Raw genomic sequence first — 21,403 nt, forward strand, 5'->3', positions numbered from 1 at the left:
AGATCGATTACCTTGCATCATGGGAAATGGGGACATAAAATGAAGAAATCCATTCAGGAAGCAACAGACTTTATTACTGAGAAACTCTCTCCGATCGGCAAAACAGCCGTGATCCTTGGTTCAGGACTTGGTTTTCTCGCAGAACAAGCAGCAGAATCCAAGTCCATCTCCTATCAGGACATCCCTCATTTCAAAAAATCGACTGTACCCGGACACGCAGGAAAACTGGTATCAGGCAAGTTGTCGGGTGTCAGAGTGCTGATGATGCAAGGCAGGTACCATTATTACGAAGGCCATTCCATGCCGGAGGTGACTTTCCCGATCCGCGTGCTTAGGAATCTCGGCGTGGAAAACCTGATCCTTACCAATGCAGCGGGCGGGATCAACCCGTTCTACGAAGTCGGTGATCTGATGCTGCTCAGAGATCACATAAATCACGGACCCAATCCTCTGATAGGCTTGCCGGAAGGGCTTGGCGAGCGTTTTGTCCCGCTGGACAACCTTTATTCCAAACGCCTCCGCATTCTGGCTCGCGATATCGCAGAAAAAGAAAACATTCCACTCAGGGAAGGTGTCTATCTTTATACCACGGGACCAAGCTACGAAACCAAGGCTGAAATTCTCTTCTTTCAGCATATCGGCACTGATGCAGTCGGAATGTCGACTGTTCCGGAAGCAATCGTGGCTCGCCATGCCGGGATCGCCAATATTCTGGCAATCTCTCTTATCACCAACAAGACGCTTGGCAATTATATCCCAACTCATGAGGAAGTAATGGAGACGGGCCGCAAGAGCAAAAATTACTTTGCCAAGCTGGTTACTACATTGATTTCAAGCCTTTAATGCCATGCTGCTCCGCTGAATTAGATTGAGGTATCAGATGCTGAAACGGATTGAAGAACTGGAAATAAAATATGAGGAACTGACCCAGCTTCTGACACAAGAGCAGGTCATCAAGAATCAGACAGAATTCCAGCGCATCGCCAAAGAAAGATCAGGTCTTGAGGAAATCATCACGGCTCTCAGGGAATTTCGGAAAGTCAGCAATGATCTGGAAAGCACCCGGTCACTCCTGGATTCCGAGGACCGCGAACTGCGGGAAGTAGCCCGGGAAGAGATGTCCGGCCTGGAACGGCGGAAGAATGAATTGGAATTAATCATGAAGCTGCTTGTACTGCCCAAAGATCCCAGGGACAACCGCGACATCATCATGGAAATCAGGGCAGGAGCAGGCGGTGAAGAAGCGGCACTGTTCGCTGGAACGCTTTTCAGGATGTACAATAAATACGCCGAAAAGGGCGGGATGCAGCTTGAAGTTCTGAGCGGAAACACTACCGGACTCGGTGGTTTCAAGGAAGTGATTTTCGGGTTGAAAGGCAAGTCTGTTTACAGCCGATTCAAGTTCGAAAGCGGAGTACACAGGGTTCAGCGTGTGCCTACTACCGAAGCATCAGGCCGGATCCACACTTCCACAGTCACAGTTGCGGTGATGCCCGAAGCCGAAGAAGTAGAGGTTGAAATCAATCTTCAGGATTTGAAAATAGATGTCTGCCGCTCCAGCGGAGCAGGCGGGCAGAATGTCAACAAACTGGAAACCGCTGTGCGGATCACTCATCTTCCTACCGGACTTGTCGTGTCCTGCCAGGACGAGCGTTCACAACTTCAGAATAAACTGCGGGCCATGAAAATTCTCAGGGCCAGGCTTTTGGAAAAAAAGCAGGCCGAAGAGCATGAGAAAATGTCCAGGGAAAAGAAACAGCAGCTGGGTTCCGGCGACCGAAGCGAAAAGATCAGAACCTACAATTTTCCCCAGAGCAGGCTGACTGATCATAGAATAGGGTTGTCATTATTTAACCTTCCCCAGATTCTCGAAGGAGATCTGGACGAACTTTTCGAATCGCTGATCAAAGCGGAACAGGAAGAAAAACTGAAGGAATTCAGTATAAATACGCAAGGGAGAGAAAAATGATTCTGATATATGAAAAAATAATCGAATTCGGCATTTACATTCTTGCCTTCATGGTTCCGCTGATTTTTTTAAAAAACACGAAAATTAATTTTCTGCTTCCTAAAGAAGCTTTCATGGGTCTCGTGGTTCCAATCCTGTTGTGGATCTGGGTCTGCAAGGAAATCTCGATCGGATTCGGGAAGCGGAAATTCAATCCGATTCTGATACCTTTCCTGATCTATCTGAGCGGGATGATCATTTCCTGGTACAATTCACCCAACATTGGATACTCAATTGATGCCAGTTTCAAAATTTTCGTCTACCTGGCAGCGATGCTTTTGACGTTTTACAACTTCCGGAGCCTGAGATCCATCAATAACACCGTTTACCTGCTGGTTCTCTCCGGAGGCCTGGTAGCGCTATACGGAGTGGCTCAATATTTTCACATTGATCCCTTCTTTCATGTGGGCGAAGTGCAGGGCAATGTCGGTAAAATGGAAGTGTTTTCGACCTTCGGCAATCCGAATTTCCTGTCGCCCTACCTGGCGGCAACTTTCCCCCTCGCGATCATGCTGGTTTTCTATAAATTCCGGAAACCCTGGGTCATGATCCCGAGTCTGATCATGTCGATCATCATCTTCACCTGCCTGCTCCTGGCTTTTGCCAGGAGTTCATGGGTGGCGATGATGATCTCAGGAATCTTCATGACCACGTCTCTGATCATCTTCGACAAAAAGATGTTCAGACGTCTGTTTTCCGGAAAATTCATAGCTTTTGCGATGGTCTTCATCCTGGTCGCTTCAGGACTGCTTTTTGTTCTCTCTGACACACTCGGGCAGAAGTCAGGTAAGGGTCTTGATTCAATTTTTGGTTATGTCAAGAACAGGTTTTATGAAAGTATCAACATTTATGCCCGCTTCATGATGTGGCAGATCGCTATCGGCGAATCCATGAATTATCCTGTCTTTGGACATGGATATTCCTCATTCAGAGTCCTTTATCCTGAAAATCAGGGTGAATTTTACAAAACCCAGGACAATTTCAACAAGTGGTATTTTTACGGAGTCGCTTTCCAGCACTCGCACAACGATTATGTTCAAAATTTTTACGAACTTGGTCTGTATGGTTTTGGCGGTTTTCTGGGCATGATCGCGGTTTTTCTGTATCAGATCATCCGCCTGATGCGCCATGACAAGGCAAATCTGTTTCTCTACATGGGCTTTCTCGGAGGTGTGCTGGGAGTGCTCGGTGATGCGCTCACAAATTTCCCTTTCCGCAGGGATGCCCCTCAGTTGACTTTCTATCTGCTGCTCGCTTTTACAGCGGTCATGTATAATAAAAAAGTCCTGATGCGGGAGGAAGAAGTTCCCACACCTCAATTCAATCCTTTACTGGTGCCTGTGCAGCTTCTGCTTTTCATTCCTTTCTTTTTATGGATCCAGCAGCATTCGATAAACTATCTGGTGGGAAACCAATATCTGAAGGCCGGTTATGTAGCACTTGTGCATTATCAGAAACCGGACGACGCAGTAAAATTTTTCGAAAAATCCGCAGAACTTCAACCCCACGATCAGGAACTCTGGTACTGGTATGGAATGGCATATCTCTATAAACACGACATCGACAACGCGGAAAAAATTCTGAATACTGCCTTGAAATACGGCACCAACAATCTTAATTATTATCAGCTTGGCATGATTTATCTCCAGAAAGGCCAGGAGGAAAAAGCTGTAGAATACTTGAAAAAATCAGTATTGATCATCCCCCGCTTCGCAGACGGCTATCTGCAGCTGGGAAATTATTACTTCAATAAGGGAAGTTTCGAGGTTGCCATTAATTATCTCGACCAGATCGAAAAGTGGCAATGCCGTGATTCGGAAAATTACGCTGCTCTCAGCAAAGCATTGTTCATTATCTCCAGATGCTATTACCAGCTTGGAAAATACAATGAAAGCCTTCCTTATCTGGAAAAATATCTTCCCTCAGCAAATGATCAGGAAAAGAACGGGATTTTTGCGGCTTTTATGGAATCCTGGGATCTGATGAAACTGTCACCCAAGGAAAAGGCTGATAGAGTCGAGAAACTGGCTCCTTCATTCCCGCGCGACCTTTTCTACGATGAACGGATTGCAGCCCTCCTCTTTCAGGCAGGCGAGTATAGAAAGGCAATACCTTACTGGGAACAACATCTGGACAGTCTCGAAAAACGCGGTAAAATCCTTTACAATCTTGCTGCCTGTTATTTCTACCTGAACGATCCACTCAAGGCCAAGGAAAACATCGAAAAATCGCTGATCTATGATCCGAATTTCGATAAATCGCAGGAACTGAAGAATGTGATCGATAAAAGATTATCATCCCCGCAACCGGGAACGGCTGAAGCCGTCGTCCCTCCCCCGGCTCCTCAATGAGCCTCCTTCTGTCAAAACTGGCAGCTTACCGGAAAGACCCGCGTCTGGTTGATTTTTTTCTGCTGGAAGGTAAGCGCTGCCTGGAACAGGCAATTCAATACGGCAGCAGTCCTGATTTACTCATTTCAGAAAGTGCAGCTTCTTCTGAAACTGATTTTCTGCAGAAATATTCTCATTTAAACCTCACTGTCCTGCCTGACAAACTGTTCTCAGGAAAAGTCTCTGCTGTAGAAAATTCCCAGGGACTGGCAGGAGTGCTCCCCCAGTTTTCATATCAGCTGGAGTCTCTGCTTGCCTGTGAAAAACTATTCATTCTGGATAATCTCAGGGACCCTGGAAATCTTGGAGCCATCTTCAGGATTGCCGAGTCATTTTCCATCGGAGGATTGATTCTCTCCTCAGGATCTGTCAACGCCTATAACCCGAAAGTGATCCGGGCAAGCCTGGGCAGCATCGCGGCTCTGCCCTTTGTTTATGCCGGAGAGACCCGGGAATGCATCAAACTTATGAAAATTACCCATTCCGTGATCGCGGCAGACCCGGAAGCTGAGGCTGCGATCTGGGACTGCGATCTGACAGGCAGGATCGCCTTGCTGATCGGGAATGAGGCCCGAGGTTTATCGAAGGAACTGCTCGAACTCTGCGATCGCTCAACCCGCGTTCCAATGACAGGAAAGATGGAATCACTTAACGCCGCACATACCTGTGCCATCATCGGATATGAACTGCTCAGGCAAAAAATGGCTTGCCTCAAGAATTAATGTTATAATTTCCTGATGAACAAGAAGGCTTTCAGTTTTATCGAACTGGTGATGGTGATGGTGATCATCTCCATCATAACAGCAGGTTTGATAGCTTCATTTGAGATCATGTTCGATCATGCCAGGCACTCCAGGGCCAAGGCTGAACTTTCCAGAATTGCAGACCTGATCAGAGACTATCACAATCACATGGATAAATGGCCTCTGGAATTGACTGATCTTCCGCTGGAATCGCTCAGTTCAACTCAACGATTCGATCCGTGGGGAGTCCCATATACAATCCTGAATTACAAAGTTGCCTCAGTGCTATATGCCAAGGATGGTACAATTCAACTATTGAATGAAAGGGAGCAATTCAGATTTTCCAGGCTCTATGCTTTTGGGCAGAACGGCAGAGGCTATGCCGGAGTCTGGCTGTCCAGTACTGGAGGGGAATCATTTTCGCTGCTGATTGATACAGCCTCGCTGCCGGAACCCATGACAAATCCGGGATTTTTCAATAACCTGCAGTACCCCCAGCTTAATGCAGGCAGAATTTTCATTGTCAACGAAGGAGACAACAGACTGTTCAGCTTCAGTCCTGAAAACAACGACCTCCGTTACAGCGGATTGATGTTACAGTCCTGCCTGATCAGCCGTGGGATCGCCTGGTTTATGGACAGTTCAAGCAGGCTTTTTTTCACAACTGATGGCGCTGTTACTTATCAGATGTATAAAGATTACGGCTCTTCTCCTTCTGCCCCTGTCCTCTACCAGGACGCCTGTTTTAACAATTACATGCTCTGGGAAACCGACACCCTGGAAATCCATTCCCTGACTACTGGTAACCGCCTGGAGCAATATTTCCCGGGTAATTTTCAGCATTTCCTCCAGGGCAGCACCGAAATTTACGGCTATGGCAGTTCAGGTCTCTACCACCTTGAAAAAAACGCAGCCAGAAACTCTTACATACCATTCGGCAGGGAAGGCATCAATGACTGGAAACAAATCCAGTCCGGCAGCATCAGTAAAGCCTGGCTGTTCGAAGACCTGATCATCGTCCAGGGCAGTTCCGGAGAACACCAGTATTTCGACAATGCTGACCAGCAGTGGAAAGATCTGGCTGAACTCTGGCCAGGCGGCCCCAGTACATATGGCAAAATTGTCTGTATTTATCTGGTGGGCCAGGAATACTGGGTTACAGCCACCACTGGCGGAACCTCGGTAAGGCTTTACCACAGCCTCGATTCCGGCGCTTCCTGGACATATTGTCCGGAAAGACATGGAGCAGCTAGTGGTCCGTTTTTACTGGGTGACAGTGATTTTAACACTCCGTTCATTTATTACAGAGAATAAAGGATCAGTTCTCAATTCTTCTCCGGATTTACCGATAAACATCTCATGAAACAGCTGGAAGATTTTGCTTTTCTGACAATCACGATTCTATTGATGGTAGTAATATTCCTGCTCTGACCATCAATTTCCTAGTAATCTGCTTGAATAAAAACTTTTCTGTTTCGAATCAACGACGGATTTGATAACTCCGTCGGATAATTTTTTTCCGGAGTTCAACAGATTGGAGATCACAAATTCATTCAATGGTTCCGGATAACAGTTGAAAATCTCCAGAGAGATTTCTGCTGTCCCGATGTAAAAATCAGAGAGCAGTTTCAGGTCCAGGCTTAGATCCCCTAGAGCCGTAATTTCCTTTTGAAAAAAGTAACGATAACCAGCATTCCCTAAAAAGAGAAGCCTGTCAAACATTTTCTCCTGCTCTCCGTTACCCTGATTAACCCCTCTCCTCAGGACCATGAAAAGATACAGCCTGCGTTGATCGTTACTGGCAGTTCCTGTTGCCACTTCCTGCCGTAAATTCTCAAGTGCCTTTATTCTGTCAGTCTGGAACATGGAAGCTGCTGCCCATTCGTCTTCACCCGCCGGAGATTGTACCTCTTCTGTGTAACTGCCTGTTATGAAAGCTGAGACTCTGCCGATTTCAGCAGTGCTGCAGATGTCTGCAGGAGGAGTTGCACCTTCCAGCTTATAAGACAGAATGGCTTTTTCTTTCAGGTATTTCTTGTCATTCGTATTCTCGAACAACAAATCGCAGTATCTTTTTTCCTGATCCCTGTCCAGCCCGGCATAGAATTTTTTTAATTCCAGGAGCCACTGAATTTTCTGTTCTTTGGTGACCTTTTCCAGATTTTTTTCATAAATCCGGATCCGCACTTCTTCGGTGAATCGGCCGATCAGAGAAGCAATTCCAGGTGTGATCCGGCTGCAGTCTGCAAGGTCAGTTTTCCATTCTGTCCGGTCAAACAGCATTTCCAGGGATAAAGACAATTCCTGATCACTCCGGCTTTTTCCGGTTGTCAAAGCAGATCCAAGGTCTGCCCATTTTTCAGAGGAAAAGAAATGCCTGAACTCTGTTAAAATGCCAATCCAGGAAACTTTCGGCTTTTTTAACAGCCAGCCAGCGAAACCGTCGACATCAGATGCCAGAGCTAAAAATTCAGGTGTCTCCTGCTGTTCCCCGAATCGTTTCTCAATTCCTGAAAGGATCCAGGTGGCAAGGTCATAGTTCCCTACTGCCTTCAGGAACGAAACGCATGCCTTCAGGCTGGAATAAAGTTGCGGTCCTTCCTTCCGGACCCTGTCGTATTCTTCGAGCAGTCCGGAAATCACGGCTTGAGCCTGTTCGTATTTCTGGCTGATCACTGCCTGCTTGAATTTAAGGCAGTCATAACCGATGCCGATCGTGCGCTTCGAAAGCCCTGACAGTGCTCGTTCAGCCAGCTGCAGTTTTCCCCCCTGCCAGCACAGGGTAAGAAAATAATCAGCTGACTCAGCGCTGATCTGTTGAACTGACATCTGTTCGAAAAAAGTCAGGCTTTCCTCAGGATTGCGGGTAAACAGAAGATACATGTACAATTCCGGAAAATTATTGCTCTCAGACTTCCAGGACTCGATCCTGGCATCCAGCAGATTCAGTTTTCTGTAAAGCTCGGTAATTTTGGCGATCATCACTCTGTCTCTTGTGATCCGGTAAAATTTCTCGTAATTCTCTAAAGCCTTGGCAGGATCCTCTTTTTTTTCATAAAACTGCCCTGCATAGCGGGCGTAAAATGGAGACGAGCCCAATGATTTGAGGCAAACTTCAACTTTGTCAAGTTCATCCAGGGAAAGATAGATTTGAAAGAGCTCCGTTAAAGCCAGCTCTTTTTCCACAGATTGCCCGTTTGTTTTGAGGTACTCATAATAAAAGATCGCCTGGGAGATCTCCCCCACCATAGTCATGATGCGGCCGATCTGCTGGGCTGCTACGCATTTTAAAACGGGGTTCTGCTCTTCTTCGAAAAACTGCTGATAACAGGAAAGGGCACTCTGATCTTCGCCTCTGGACGAATATTCATCAGCCTGCCGCAACAGTTCATCTCCTGCGAAAAGCGCGGTCGCGCAAAAGAATAACAGTAAAATCGAGCGCATTTCAGAATTTAGCCAGCAGTAAATTGATTTCTTTCAGCTCTTTTTTCACTACATCGAGTTGCAGTTTTACCAGTTCAGGCACTTTCTGCTCGATTTTTTTCAGGGTATCTATCACAACGGACTTTACGGGGGTAGGAGAGGTCATGAGCTCATCAAAAAGGCGCCGCACGACCAGGGCATCCGCTTTAACGGACAGTGCGTAGGAGGCGGAAGAAAACAGCACTGGGTCAGGTGAACGAAGCATGTGGAAGAGTTTGTCAGTGAAGCGTACTTCACCCATCTGGGCCAGCAGGTTGATGGCATTCACCCTGACCCTGTTATTTTCGTCTTCGATGCATGGCAGCACTGATTCAACTATCTGGTCGCGATTTTCCCTGGTCACGATCTTTTCCATGGCTTCGATGCTGTTTGCACGCACGCGTCCGTCTTTGTCGGACAGGAACGGGATGATCGCGGTAAGCACTGCCGGGCCGCCGCTCTTGGCACAGGCTTTGACCAGCGTAGCTTTTACGTATTCGTTCTTTTCACTCTCCAGCAGAGCCAGAAAATCCTGTGTGAAGTCGCTGCCCGGCAGCCTCGCCAGCACCAGCACTGCCTTGAAGCGCACATCGGAATTCCCGTCAGACATTGCCTTGCGCAGAAGCTGGCTGGCCACTGCGGATTTCATTTTTGACAGGGCTTCAATGGCCATCAAGCGCATCTGGACATTGGAAGATTCCAGCATTTCCTCGATGGCATGCAGGACTTCTTCTTTACCAAGCTTGGCCAGGGCGTTCACTACTTCGGCTTTCACCTCAGGTTTGGCAGAGGATAAAAGCGGCAGCAGTATGGGTACAATGGTTTTGCTTTCAGTAGCTCCCAAAGCTTTGATAGTGGAAAGGACGATCTCGATGTTGTCACCAGTAAGATGTTTCTTGAGCAGATGGATCGAATCATCTTTACCCAGCTTTCCGATTGCCAGGATCAATTCTGAGAGGATTGATTCATCCTTCTCAGTCGAATACATGTCGATCAAATGAGTGAAGAAACGGCTGTCTCCGATCTCTATCATGGCCCGGATCGTTAAACGCCTGATTTCCACATCATCGCTTTTCAGAAATGATGTGAGGCGGTTGGTTTCTTTCTGGCTTTCCAGAAAGTTCTTTCGAAATTCCGGTTCAGACAGCTTGACAATCAGGTTTTCCAGCCAGTACTTGATCTTCCCGGCAGCGGATTCTTCGCTGATCTGATGCCATTTCCCGTCTTCGTCGCGCTGCCAGTTTTCAAAATAATATTTGACGTATTTGATGTAAGCGAGTTTCCTGAGGTTCTTATCAAGCACATCCAGGTCCTGGACGGTTTTGGAAACTGAACGCTCCTGCCCGTCGATAAAAGCGACCTGACCAATGATCGTGACATAGCCGTTCTCGCACATCAAGCGCAGTTTTGTAAAATCGATCTTCCTGCGAATGAATTCCACACGCAGATTGTTGATAATCTTCAGATCCCTGATACTTCTAATAGCCATAATATGAATTTAGCATGAATTGAATGTGTTTTCAAATAGCATGAATCATGGTAGACAGTTGAACACTATTGATTTATTGGATAATATAATTCCATGATTCTCATGCAGATTGTCCGATTCCCAGCAATCAGTAAAGCGTCAGTTTACAGAAAATATTTCATCCCGTCTTTTTTCTTTATATTTTTTCTTTTCTCTGCAGGCTCTTCCTCTTCATCCTCATTCCCTGCCTCACCCTTTGGTTTGATGATCGTCGACAATTCCGCCACTAATGAAACAGTAATCGCATCCATGATCGGGACACATGAGATAAAATTTGTCCGCCCAGCCGCGATAAATCTTCAGAACTGGAATGGGGATCAGCCTGATGCCGGTCTTTTCCGGAACGCCGGATTCAAGTTGATCCTGACCATAAAAAGCGGAAAGACCGGGGCGTCAGATGCTTTCAAAAAAGAACTCTGTGAGCTCCTCGACAAATACAGACCCCTTGTTCTTTGCGTGGAAAATGAGGAAGACTCTCTGGAATCATTCCCCGGTACGCCTGACGAATATTCGATTGTACTCAAAGCTGCCTGCGAAATCGCACACAGCCGAGGCATCAAGTGCATAAACGGTGGGCTTTCAAGTTCATTCATTTCAGAACTGGTCTGGGACCATTATCAGGGTACTGAGGATCTCAGAGCTGCAAAGGATTTCGCTCTTCGCGCCTTCAATCCGGAGCAGCAAAAAATGCTTGCAACAGGCAGCAGCCGTGAAAAACTGGTCAGAATACTGGACAGAGGAAGGAAACTGCTGAAAATCTATCGCGATTCCGGAATCGATTTTATCAATTTTCACTGGTACATTTCCGATCCAAAATCTTTGGAAGAGACTGTCGGATTCCTGATCCGAGAAACCGGACTCCAGCCTGTCTGCAATGAAATGGGGCCGGGGCGGGATGGAACAGTGAATATTCCGCTTCTCGCCAAAGCCCTGAAACTTGGCCTTCCCATAGTGATCCTGCGCTTTGGAGACTGGCCGGAATTTCTGAGCAGTGGATATCTAAACTTCCTGCAAAACAACAAATGAAACAGCTGCTCGTTTTTTTCTTGTTTCTCCATCTGATTCCAGTCTTCAGTCTGGAACTGAAGCTGGATTCTGAAAGTGATTTCCGCCTGAGCGACTGCCGCCACGAAAAATTCGACAATCTGTCCAGACTCTATCTTTCTCAGACCGGAAATAATCACTATGAACAGATTGCCTTGAAAAGTTATTATCATGACGATGACGGAAATTTCAGCCTTGACAGGGCTTATCTGGAATGCTATCGGGGAGACAGCACTTATGTGGCAGGAAAACAGCGGATCTTCTGGGGTATCCCTCTTGTCTTCAACTTTGCAGACATCTTTACGCTGCCGGATCTGACAGACCCCAAAAAAGAACGGGATGGTGTCAAAGCTTTAAAATTCAGACAGAGTCTTGGCCAGACCTCGCGCCTGGAACTGGTTACAACCGACCGCGACCATTGCCACAATGACCAGGCAGGCCGCTATACTTTCACCAGAGGCAGATTCGAATACATGCTGAATCTGCTGTCTCATCACCTCGATCTTTCCCCAATCATGCCTGACCTGCATTTATCCTCCCGGGATCTGGTGCTGGAATTCAAGGGTGAGGTCAAAGTCGGGATCTGGGGTGAACTGGCCCTCAAGCATGTTGATCTCAATCAGCCGCTGAATCTTGCTTTTGCGCCTCACAGGCAGCTGATTTCAGTCCTGGGAATGGATTATACATTTGATGTGCACGGCAGAAGCCTTTATCTGATGGCCGAAGGTTACAGGAACAACGATACAGGCGACAAAGCCTGCTACCTGAATCCCAGATTTCAAATCACACAGACTGTTTCAGCCAGTGCACATGTTTATAAAGACTTGCTTAATCGCGGATCTTACCGGGGCGGGGGGATTGAATATGTGCTGAACGATTTTTATACCCTGGGTTTGGAATACAGGTGCAGCAGAAAGCTGACATCTCAGGTCCTGCTGACGACGGCCATGAATGATGGGGATGAAATCGTATTTTCAGTTAAAGCGAGTTTTTGAGATTTGTTACCTGAAATCGCTTAAACTCTGCTTGAAGTTGGTATGTTTGTAAGTCGGTATGTTAATATGTAGCGGAAGTCCGGCGAATTTTACTGATCAAATCTGCAAAACCTTGTGGGGTGGCCAGTGGTAACTTTTTGTCATCTGAGCTACTGCGAAGAAGAGAAAAAGTTTCCACAGGACAGGACCCGCCACAAATCACGGCTTACCTACAACTTCTGGCTGCACACCACAAAATTCGACGAACTTGATTTTTGAATGTTAAGGAGTTGCCTTGCCGCTGGTTAATGTAATCAATCTCAGCCGCCACTATGAACAGGGCGGAGCGACCGTCCTGGCTCTGGACGATGCCACCCTGGAGATAAATCCGGGTGAATTCACAGTCCTGGCCGGGCCTTCCGGTTCAGGCAAGACCACTTTTCTGAACCTCCTCGGCTGCATGGATACTCCAACCACGGGTAAAATCGTTATTGACGGCGAAGATGTCACTGCTTTCACTCCTCGACTGGCAGCCCTTTTCCGCAGAAAAAAGATCGGATTCGTATTCCAGCATTTTTATCTGATACCAGTATTGTCTGTCTATGAGAACGTGGAATTTTCCCTGGATCTGCTGGGTGGCCTCGCAGAAACTGAGAAAAAGGCGAAAGTCATGGAAACACTGGAACAGCTTGGAATCGCCGGCCTGGCTTCGCGAAGGCCGTCGCAGTTATCAGGCGGCCAGCAGCAGCGGGTGGCAATCGCCAGAGCGCTCGTGAAGGACCCGGTACTGATTCTGGCTGACGAACCTACAGCCAGCCTTGATTCAGTCAATGGCGAAGCGATTCTGAATGCCATGAAGGAACTGAATCAAAACCATGGTGTTACTATTGTTTTCTCCTCTCACGACAGGATGATAATCGAGATTGCGAAAAGAATCGTGCACCTGAAAGATGGACGAATCGACAGTATCGAGGTCAAAGCCTGAATGATCCTGAAACTATCCTGCCGTAACATCTTCCGCCAGAAAAAACGCACTGCACTCACGCTGATCACAGTGATCGTGGCGATCTGCTTCGCAGTGATCGGCGATGGATTGAATTCAGGTCTCAAATGGCAGCTCAAAAATGTCTATATCCATACCGAGACTTCCAGTCTGAAAATATATCGCAAAGACTTCAAACCAAAGGACGAAGACATAAACCCCCTTGAGCATCCATTCCTGAATTTTGATGAGATAGATAAACTGGTCAGCAGTACTGCCTGGATAAAAGCTTCATCAGCACGGATCTCTTTCACCGGTTCAGCCGTCTCTTCAGGTCTGGAACTGCCCTGCAGATTTCTCGGCATTGATGGGGAACGCGAAAATGCAGTCTTCAACAGGAAAAACGACCTGGTTTCAGGACAGTTTCTGGATCCTGCGGACAGCACTTCAGTCGTGATCGGCATGGAGCTGGCGGCTCTTCTGTCAGTTAAAACCGGCGATTTCGTCACCATAATCGCCCGTACCAGCCTGAAAGCGATCAATGCTTACGACTGCCGGATATGCGGCATCATCCGCACAGGCAATCCCATGATTGATTCCAGCCAGATTTTCCTCTCCCGCGGCTTTGCTTCAGATTTTGTGCAGTCAGGCCCGACTGAAATCGCAGTGCTGGCTGATACTCAGGACGATTTTAGACTTTTCCCTCTTACCGATAAACTCAATGCCTCATTCTCATCCCATGATGCCAGGGCTGACAGCTGGCTGGTCGAGCTTGCAGACCTGTTTAGCCTGATCAGGATGAGAGAGAAGATTTTTGCGATCATTGTGGGCTTCATCCTGATCATGGCTGCCGCAGGCATCGCCAATACCATGCTGATGGCCATGCTGGAGCGGAAACGCGAGATCGGCATCCTGATGGCAGGCGGAATGAGCAGGCGGGAAATCCTGTCCCTTTTTCTGTCTGAAGGCACTTTCATCGGCCTGCTGGGAAGCCTGATCGGCATGTGCCTTGGAGCAGCGATTGTTCATTACTATCAGATCCACGGCATCAGAGTTCCTGCTGACATCACAAAAGTGGGTGGAGACTTCCCGGTCAGGGATATGTTCTATCCATATCTGAACTGGAGCATGGCTTTATTCTATTTTCTGATCGGGTCAGGAGTTGCCATGCTCTCTTCGCTCTACCCTGCCTGGCGCGCTCTGCAGCTCGATCCGGTGGAGGCAATCAAAGGATGAAGGAGAATTTCCGTATCGCCTTCAGGAACATCTTCAGGAACCGCAAACGATCGTATCTGACGATTTCAGTGATGGTTTTCGGGATCATGTTCTCAGTGATGGGATTGAGCTACCTGGACGGCGTAGCCGAATCCACAGACAATCTCAAATACAGCGGTGATGTTTTGATCACCCACCCTGATTATCCAGTGAGGGAAAAATCATTTTCCTTATCTGCGAACATGGATACAGAAAAAGCCGTCTCCCTGGCATCAGGAATCCAGGGGATCAAGACAGTCAGCCCGCGCATCAGATTCGGAGGCATGCTCTACAAAGGCGATCTGGAAAAAAAAGGCCAGGGTTTCGGGATCACTGAATCCGACTATGCTGTCCTTGAATTCGACAAGAAAATCTATGCCGGGAAATTCCTGAGTTTCAAAGACAGCACCGAGATCATGGTGGGAAGGAAACTGGCTGATGAACTCAGCCTCAGCCTTGGCGATACAGTGACGATTCTGACCAGCAGCCGCGGCAACTCGATCTCAGCCCTCAACTATAAAGTAACCGGCTTCTATGACCTGGGAAACGGCAGGCTCAACAAGAGCTTTTTCATCACTCTCTCAGCAGCCCAGGATCTGCTGGACATGGCAGGTACTGTCACTGAATGCCTGTTTTTCCTTGACAGCCATGAAAGAGCGCTGGAAGTGAAAAAACTGATCTCAGCCAAAACTGATCTGCTGGTGCGCAACTGGCAGCTGATAGGACTGAACGGACAGATGGTCTCAGTGATGGCCTGGGCCCGCAGGATCATGCTGATGGTATTCTGCTTCCTCTCAGGGATCGCGATCGTCAACACCATGATGATGGTGGTGTTTGAGAGGAGGCGCGAAATCGGCATCTTCAAGGCCCTGGGCATGACCGACTGGCAGATCGGGAAACTGATCTGCCTGGAAGGCACGCTGCTCGGTTTCTGCGGGGCTCTGATCGGAGCGATTCTCGGGGGAGCAGTTGCATTGTTTTTTTCCATACACGGCATAAATTTCGGCAGCGCAGTGGAACGCATGCCTGATGCGATCAAGATCAAGAGCGTAGTCTATTTCCATTTCGGCCCAGGCATCCTGATCACAGGCCTGCTGGCAGGAACAGCCGCCGCCTTTCTGGCCACGCTGCTTCCGGTGATACCTGGTGTGCGCAAGGCACCGTCGGAGTTATTGAAGGAATGATTATGGACCCCATGTGTGCTAAGAACTTTATCCTGCTCCGGTCGTTGCGTCCAGCAGCCGGTCACGGCTGCCGGACTCCACTTATCTGCAGGCTTAGAATGGATTCTGCACCGTGCCGGGATGCTGCGGCGCCTTTGAACTCCTCCGCAGGACAAAGTTCCCAGCACATTAATAAACAGGAGGCTTTTTGAAAGAATTATTCCTGCTGCTGCTGTTTTGTTTTTACACCTGTATTCATGCCCTGACTGTCGAGGAAATCATCAAAAAAGTCGACCATAACATGGCGCCAGACTCTGTGATCTATCACGGCGAGATGACGATACACGACGGGAACAGCGTGTTTCAGAAATCCATGAAAATCTATGGCAGGGGCAATGACACCGCTTTCATCGAGTTCCTCTCACCTCCCCGCGACGCAGGCACCCGCTATCTGCGCCTGTCCGACAATCTCTGGATGTTCCTGCCCAGGGCCTCTCGCACAGTGAAAATCTCAGGCCATATGCTGCGCCAGAACATGATGGGCAGCGATTTTTCCTATGAGGACCAGACAGAGCGCCGCAAATTCTGGGAGCAGTATGACAGCGCCATTGCCACTGAAGAAGTTTTCGACACCCGCGAAGTCTATGTGCTGGAAATGATCGCCAAGCCGGGTCGCGAAATCACCTACACGCGCCGCAAAATCTGGGTTGATAAAGAAAACTTTGTCGTCTACAAATCCGAAATGTACGCCAAGTCAGGCAAGCTCCTGAAACTGATGTCAGTACTTGAATACAAACCCTGCGGAGACCGCTGGTTTGCCACAAAGATGCGCATGGAAGACAAGATCAAGGGAAACTCATACACTGAAATCCAGATCACAGACATAGAACTGGATGTGGCGATTCCAGACCAGGTGTTCACTATGCAGAATCTGGAGCGCAGAAGATAATTATTTCTCTTTCTGTACCCCGCCAAAAGCGAACTGCTGGTTTTTCCTGGTTTTATTGATGAAGTTATCAAGACGCTTCTGAAACTGTTCGGGTCCGTGCTTTCTTCCAGCTTCGATGTAAGCGATGCGGACTCTCTTGTAATTGTCGGCAAAGGCCTGGAAATTCTTCCAGACAGATTTATCCTTTTTCAAAGCTTCCAGAACATCGGGCGCGATTTCCAGTTCCTGTTTTTCCATTAATGTTTCAGGATTTTTCAATGCAGCGAGACCTGCAGGAGTCATGCGTCCTTCCGCTATCAGCCGCCGCATGCGCTCGATGTTCGGCTGCGACCAGGGGCTGTTCTTCTTCCTGGGTGAAAAGCGCTGGGCATAACACTCCTCGTCTATCCCTTTGACAATGCTGTCGATCCAGCCGAAGCAGAGCGCTTCTTCCACAGCGTCTGCGTAAGGTATCCGCGGTCTTTTTGAATGCTTCTTGGGATAAATCAGCCAGATTTCCTTTTCTGCCGCATGATGCTCCAGCAGCCACTCCCGCCATTCAGATGAGCTTTTCACATAAAGTGTTTTTCCGATTTCCATCTTTATATTTTAAACCAATTTGGGAAATATTAAAATCGACTTTACTGCCCTTTTTCCGGGACCATTTTCTTCTGTTTAACTGTCGCTTTAAAAATAAATGGAATAAATTCCAGGATTTGGTATTTATATTAGCGGAGGACGAATGGAAGAAGTCCGGAATCAAAACATGGCTGAACCGAATCACGAAACTGTTTTCAAGCAGATCTACTTGAGGCATTACAGGGAAATTTTCCTCTACTGCTATCATCTCACCGCAGATCGCGAGGAAAGCCTGGACATCGCCCAGGACGTGTTCTGCAAGGCTTATGACGAGCAGAGGATCGGCAGCCCGGATTTCAAGGTCAGACCCTGGCTTTACAGGGTGGCACGCAACGAATGCCTGCTTTTCTTCCGCAAGGTGCGGCGCTGGCTCAGGGAAAAAACAGCTTACAGCCTGCTCTCAGAGTCAGCAGAACCCAGCAGGGACGAGGAATTTCTGAAGATCAATGCTCTTCTTTCCCGAATGCCGGCCAGGTACAAGAGCATCCTGTACCTGAAATATTTCGAGGAGATGAGTTACGAAGAAATTGCCGAGTCCGAGGAAATTCCGCTGGGAACGGTCATGTCACGGCTTTCGAGAGCCAAGTCGATCTTCAAGGAGGTGATGGAACATGGAACTCTATAAATATTACCAGGATTTGAGAAAGACAGCACCCACAATGGCTGTTTCTGAGAAAATGGCTTCGGAAATCGCAGACAAGGTTAATTCTAGAAGGAACCTGCTGCAGTCCAATCTCATCATTTCAGTTCTTGTACTTCTGTCTGCCTTTATTTACTGCATTTCACTGGGAAGCCCCGCGCTTCCGGTCAACGATGCTTCAGGATCCATGTTGATCTATGCTGTGGATCTCGCCCTGAGAATAGCAGTTTCGCTTGGACTCTTCCTTACACTGGTCACACTGGTTTTTACGTCCATATACAGTCTCGCAGAGAACAGGTTCCACAGCTTCAGATTGAAATTTGAAACCAAGATGGAGGGCATATGAATACTTATCAAAAACAGATTGTACACAGAATGGCAGCAATTTTCCTGGTCACAGCAGAGCTGATTTTCTTCATCCTGCTGCTGGACTTCATGAAAAACGGCACTTTGGGAGCTTTTTTCGGTGATTATACCCCGCAGTCCCAGACATCTGAATCCGCTCCCATCAAAAAATCCTATTCAGTATGCCAGCGCGAAGCCTCAGAGGCTGTCGAGCGGAATCAGCTTATTTTCAACTGCATGAACCGGACAGCAGATGACTCTTATCTGATCTGGTCGGTATTTGATAATCATATAGACAAGAAATATGCCGAAGAGGCTCTGCCTCTGCTCCATCGGATTGCAGAACTGTTACCCCATGAAGACAGGGATTTTGAAATTCTGCTTTCTGATCACAAGCCTGTGCTGATCTCTGGCAATGCTGACTCTTCAATCCAGATGTTCAATTTCATCAATACACTGGTCAATGCAGACAAATTCCTTTTTGTTAATGGTGAAATGGAAAAAGGTTATGAACTGCTGAGAAAACTGCTTCTGATCGGTCTGGCTTCACAGCGGGGAACAAATTCCGAGGGATTCTACGGTTTTACGATTTCAGACGGTGACTATATACTGGGCCAGACGTTTTATGTGCTGAATGACTTACTTAAAAATCCTGATCTGTCAGCCTCAAGCAGAATGCTGACCCAGATTCTCGGTTTGCTGGACAAGTATCATCTGAGCCTTTCCCAGGAAATGAAACTGCTGGAGGATCTTACACTGGGATCTCTTGAAAACCTCTCCGGAAATTTTTCCGTCCGCATGCATGTCTGGGATGCTGTCTATAACCCAGGCACAAAAACCACAACCAGGGTCAAGGAATGTTTTGGCAGTCTGATCCGCGCTCTTGACAATGACCCTACAGCTGACCCTGCGCCATTGTGCCAGAAACTGGCGGATACGCGCAATCTCCTGGTCAAAATGGCTTTCAATGATCCTACGTTTGCGCGTGAGCAGAATTTTGAGATCAGGGCAATCCGCGAAATCATCAGGATGGCTCTATCCGGAAATCCTGTTGCAGATCCTGGACTTCCCGGCCAGAACCTCCTGGTCCGTTGTGTGGAATGGGACAGCAATGAAATCATGATTTATTCAAGAGGTCTTGAGGGGAAGGATTATGCAGGGAATGTTAAAAACATCGGCCTCAGATTCAGGCGGGACTTCTTATCTGAAAAGATTCTTTCCCTGGCAGTGAAATGAAATTCAGCCGAGTTTTAAATATTCCTTGACAAAGATTCTTTCCCGGATAAAATGGATCAAAGCGGCGGAGAGGGGTCAAAGCCGCTACAGACAAAACTAAGAGTTTATGGAGGACTAGGATGAGACTGCTACTGACTGCACTGCTTCTGATCGCGATCATTTCACCTGTTTTTGCCACTGACACGAATCCGACCGGTTTCACACCAGTTGTCAAAGTCACTGTCTGGATCAGGAACTGCTGGAATCCGATTCCCTGGAACGATGCAAACTGCTATATCCATGAAGAAAATATCGCAACTTCATGTAGTACCAAAGCCCAGGCCCTGGAAACAGCGAAAACCTATGAAGAAACTGCAGTGAAGAACGCAAAAACCGCTGCTTCTGCCCGCTTCAATGTCCCATTAGATCTCCTGGATTACCAGGTGGATTTCGAGGCCAGACCTGTAAATAAAGCTGCTCAGATTGCTTATACCCCAGTCGTCAAAGTCATTGTCTGGATCAGGAACTGCTGGAATCCGACTCCCTGGACAGATGTAAACAACTGCTACCTGCATGAAGAAAAAGCGGAAACTGCCTGCGACACCAAGGATCAGGCCTTAAAAGTTGCGAAAAGCTATGAAAAAACAGCAGTGCAGAACGCCCTGGCTGCAGCTGCAGTGCATTACAGCATCAAAAACGAGATGCTTGAATACAAAGTCGAATTCGAAGCCAGAGCTGTAAATTAAGCTGACAACAGATTTGGATCATTAATAAACCGGCTTCCTTATGGAGGCCGGTAACTACATATTGAACAAGATAAAGTAAAGATTGAAACATCTTTTGATCTTTAGCTAATTATGTTTCAGAATCCTGCTGATACAAGTTTCAAAATGTTTCATCTGTCGGCCTGCCTGTCGATCAGGGTTTTCTTGGCGTCCGTCAGGAACTGCCTGTATGGGCAATGGCTGTTCTTGAGTGCTTCGCAGATGGCGACGATCAGTTCGCAGTCGATGGTGTTCACAAATTCGGGATTTACCGGCTTTTTCACGTACCAGCGCAAATTCCAGGCCAGAGTGTCTGGAGTCTCGGTAAACCTGTCCAGGAAATTCTCTTCAGAAGACGCAATGATCCGGCTGATTTCAGAAAGCTGCTTATCATATTGCGCCTGATCGATGATTTCAGTCTGGTTTTTCATTTCCATGAAGATGGATTTGGCAAGCCGCAGGTAATCCAGGTATTCGGCAAGGTCGATGTCTCCACCCTGGCTGAGTTTGTTATAGAGGGTCCCGTAATTCAGGTCCTGCAGGCTGATGTCATAGACATGTCCGCTTCCATAAGGAATATTGATGACCTGCGAGCCCAGGGTGAAGAGCTGCTTTTCGCAGATCAGGCCTTGTTTTGACAGGTAATCAGGCACTATCGGCGGAAAGGTGACGCTCAGATTCGGGCAGTCCTTTGCTACATACATTTTCAGTTTCTGAGAGTCAGGCAGTACCTCGTTGATCAGCCTGATCGCATTGAACACGCAGCTGTTGTAATATGTGTGATAATATTCGCCGCTCCTGTCCACTGCCGACTCAGTAAGCATCAGTCCGAGCAGTTCCTGCTTCTGCTCAGCCGTCAGATTCACCCTGTACTGATACATCTTGTGATTCGGGATCACGATCGAGAGCTGGACGCGGTCCTTGATCGTGCTGACCTGGTAGATAAGCCTGTAGCAGTTCTTCTTCATGCCCTCAAGCGGAGAATACTTCTGCCCCTGTTCCAGCCAGGCCTCAAAGGAATAGACGAGCCCGATGTCTGCCTTGCCGTCCGCAGACTCCACGCAGGGCGAGTCCATCACAAAGGCCAGCATGCCATGTCCTGCCAGTGCTTCGGGCGGGAATGTCTCGAGCCAGAAGTAGACGTCCCTGACTTTGGAAATGTCGACTTTTGTGTTCTTGAAAACAGGCTTCTTTGTAACAAGATTTCCTTCAAAGCCCCAGCGCACATTGTCCAGTTCGAACACGCTTCCCTGCTGCGAGACGATCTTCAGTTCCCGCTGATCAGCGCTGAGGTTCGCGCTGCAGACTGAAGCCTGAAAGAGCA

At 47.8% G+C, this 21,403-nt stretch carries 20 protein-coding genes; 16 read left to right on the plus strand and 4 right to left on the minus strand.

What is annotated here, in order from left to right; genetic code table 11:
- The first annotated feature begins 39 nt into the window (after positions 1-39).
- From PHW04_12390 to PHW04_12410, 5 genes are read left to right on the plus strand one after another with little or no spacing between them, the layout of a single operon-like run.
- Positions 40-843: a purine-nucleoside phosphorylase gene (locus PHW04_12390; protein ID MDD2716682.1), complete on the plus strand. Its 804-nt coding sequence runs from the start codon at positions 40-42 to the stop codon at positions 841-843.
- Positions 844-880: 37 nt separating this feature from the next.
- Complete coding sequence (gene prfA, locus PHW04_12395; protein MDD2716683.1) at positions 881-1,969, plus strand: peptide chain release factor 1; 1,089 nt, start codon at positions 881-883, stop codon at positions 1,967-1,969.
- On the plus strand, positions 1,966-4,359 hold the full coding sequence (locus PHW04_12400; protein MDD2716684.1) for a tetratricopeptide repeat protein: 2,394 nt from the start codon (positions 1,966-1,968) through the stop codon (positions 4,357-4,359). Before prfA ends, PHW04_12400 begins: the two co-directional genes overlap by 4 nt.
- Positions 4,356-5,120, plus strand: a complete 765-nt coding sequence (locus tag PHW04_12405) for an RNA methyltransferase (protein MDD2716685.1) — start codon at positions 4,356-4,358, stop codon at positions 5,118-5,120. The genes PHW04_12400 and PHW04_12405 overlap by 4 nt, the downstream gene beginning before the upstream one ends.
- Positions 5,121-5,135: 15 nt before the next feature.
- On the plus strand, positions 5,136-6,455 hold the full coding sequence (locus PHW04_12410; GenBank protein MDD2716686.1) for a type II secretion system protein: 1,320 nt from the start codon (positions 5,136-5,138) through the stop codon (positions 6,453-6,455).
- Positions 6,456-6,575: 120 nt separating this feature from the next.
- Here PHW04_12410 and PHW04_12415 read toward each other — a convergent pair whose 3' ends face one another.
- Positions 6,576-8,585, minus strand: a complete 2,010-nt coding sequence (locus PHW04_12415) for a hypothetical protein (GenBank protein MDD2716687.1) — start codon at positions 8,583-8,585, stop codon at positions 6,576-6,578.
- A 1-nt stretch (position 8,586) separates the two neighbouring features.
- The gene (locus tag PHW04_12420) at positions 8,587-10,092 is read right to left on the minus strand and encodes a HEAT repeat domain-containing protein (GenBank protein MDD2716688.1); all 1,506 of its coding nucleotides are present in this window, start codon (positions 10,090-10,092) and stop codon (positions 8,587-8,589) included.
- A gap of 93 nt (positions 10,093-10,185) precedes the next feature.
- Between PHW04_12420 and PHW04_12425 the strand changes: the two genes are divergently transcribed.
- The 7 genes from PHW04_12425 (at position 10,186) to PHW04_12455 (ending at position 16,497) form a co-directional block, all read left to right on the plus strand.
- A complete protein-coding gene (locus tag PHW04_12425; protein MDD2716689.1) occupies positions 10,186-11,157 on the plus strand; it encodes a hypothetical protein in 972 nt (323 codons plus the stop codon).
- Positions 11,154-12,170 (plus strand): hypothetical protein, encoded by a 1,017-nt coding sequence (locus PHW04_12430; GenBank protein MDD2716690.1) that lies wholly within the window; start codon positions 11,154-11,156, stop codon positions 12,168-12,170. Before PHW04_12425 ends, PHW04_12430 begins: the two co-directional genes overlap by 4 nt.
- 126 nt (positions 12,171-12,296) lie before the next feature.
- The gene (locus tag PHW04_12435) at positions 12,297-12,428 is read left to right on the plus strand and encodes a hypothetical protein (GenBank protein ID MDD2716691.1); all 132 of its coding nucleotides are present in this window, start codon (positions 12,297-12,299) and stop codon (positions 12,426-12,428) included.
- Between the two features lie 16 nt (positions 12,429-12,444).
- The gene (locus PHW04_12440) at positions 12,445-13,134 is read left to right on the plus strand and encodes an ABC transporter ATP-binding protein (protein MDD2716692.1); all 690 of its coding nucleotides are present in this window, start codon (positions 12,445-12,447) and stop codon (positions 13,132-13,134) included.
- Positions 13,135-14,367 carry an FtsX-like permease family protein gene (locus PHW04_12445; protein ID MDD2716693.1) on the plus strand — a complete coding sequence of 411 codons (1,233 nt, stop codon included), beginning with the start codon at positions 13,135-13,137 and terminating at the stop codon, positions 14,365-14,367.
- Positions 14,364-15,569, plus strand: a complete 1,206-nt coding sequence (locus PHW04_12450) for an ABC transporter permease (protein ID MDD2716694.1) — start codon at positions 14,364-14,366, stop codon at positions 15,567-15,569. Before PHW04_12445 ends, PHW04_12450 begins: the two co-directional genes overlap by 4 nt.
- A gap of 187 nt (positions 15,570-15,756) precedes the next feature.
- Positions 15,757-16,497, plus strand: a complete 741-nt coding sequence (locus PHW04_12455) for an outer membrane lipoprotein-sorting protein (protein ID MDD2716695.1) — start codon at positions 15,757-15,759, stop codon at positions 16,495-16,497.
- Here PHW04_12455 and PHW04_12460 read toward each other — a convergent pair whose 3' ends face one another.
- Positions 16,498-17,076 (minus strand): YdeI/OmpD-associated family protein, encoded by a 579-nt coding sequence (locus PHW04_12460; GenBank protein MDD2716696.1) that lies wholly within the window; start codon positions 17,074-17,076, stop codon positions 16,498-16,500.
- Positions 17,077-17,218: 142 nt separating this feature from the next.
- Here PHW04_12460 and PHW04_12465 point away from each other — a divergent pair, with 142 nt between their 5' ends.
- From PHW04_12465 to PHW04_12480, 4 genes are all read left to right on the plus strand, one after another.
- On the plus strand, positions 17,219-17,740 hold the full coding sequence (locus tag PHW04_12465) for an RNA polymerase sigma factor (GenBank protein MDD2716697.1): 522 nt from the start codon (positions 17,219-17,221) through the stop codon (positions 17,738-17,740).
- Entirely contained in the window at positions 17,727-18,101 is a 375-nt protein-coding gene (locus PHW04_12470) for a hypothetical protein (GenBank protein ID MDD2716698.1), read from the plus strand. Before PHW04_12465 ends, PHW04_12470 begins: the two co-directional genes overlap by 14 nt.
- Positions 18,098-19,336: a hypothetical protein gene (locus tag PHW04_12475; GenBank protein MDD2716699.1), complete on the plus strand. Its 1,239-nt coding sequence runs from the start codon at positions 18,098-18,100 to the stop codon at positions 19,334-19,336. The genes PHW04_12470 and PHW04_12475 overlap by 4 nt, the downstream gene beginning before the upstream one ends.
- 119 nt (positions 19,337-19,455) lie before the next feature.
- Positions 19,456-20,061, plus strand: a complete 606-nt coding sequence (locus PHW04_12480; protein ID MDD2716700.1) for a hypothetical protein — start codon at positions 19,456-19,458, stop codon at positions 20,059-20,061.
- A gap of 149 nt (positions 20,062-20,210) precedes the next feature.
- Here the strand turns inward: PHW04_12480 and PHW04_12485 are convergent.
- On the minus strand, positions 20,211-21,403 hold a 1,193-nt coding region (locus PHW04_12485; GenBank protein ID MDD2716701.1), incomplete at its 5' end, for a DUF4105 domain-containing protein.

The organism is Candidatus Wallbacteria bacterium (assembly GCA_028687545.1).
Classification (GTDB): domain Bacteria; phylum Muiribacteriota; class JAQTZZ01; order JAQTZZ01; family JAQTZZ01; genus JAQTZZ01.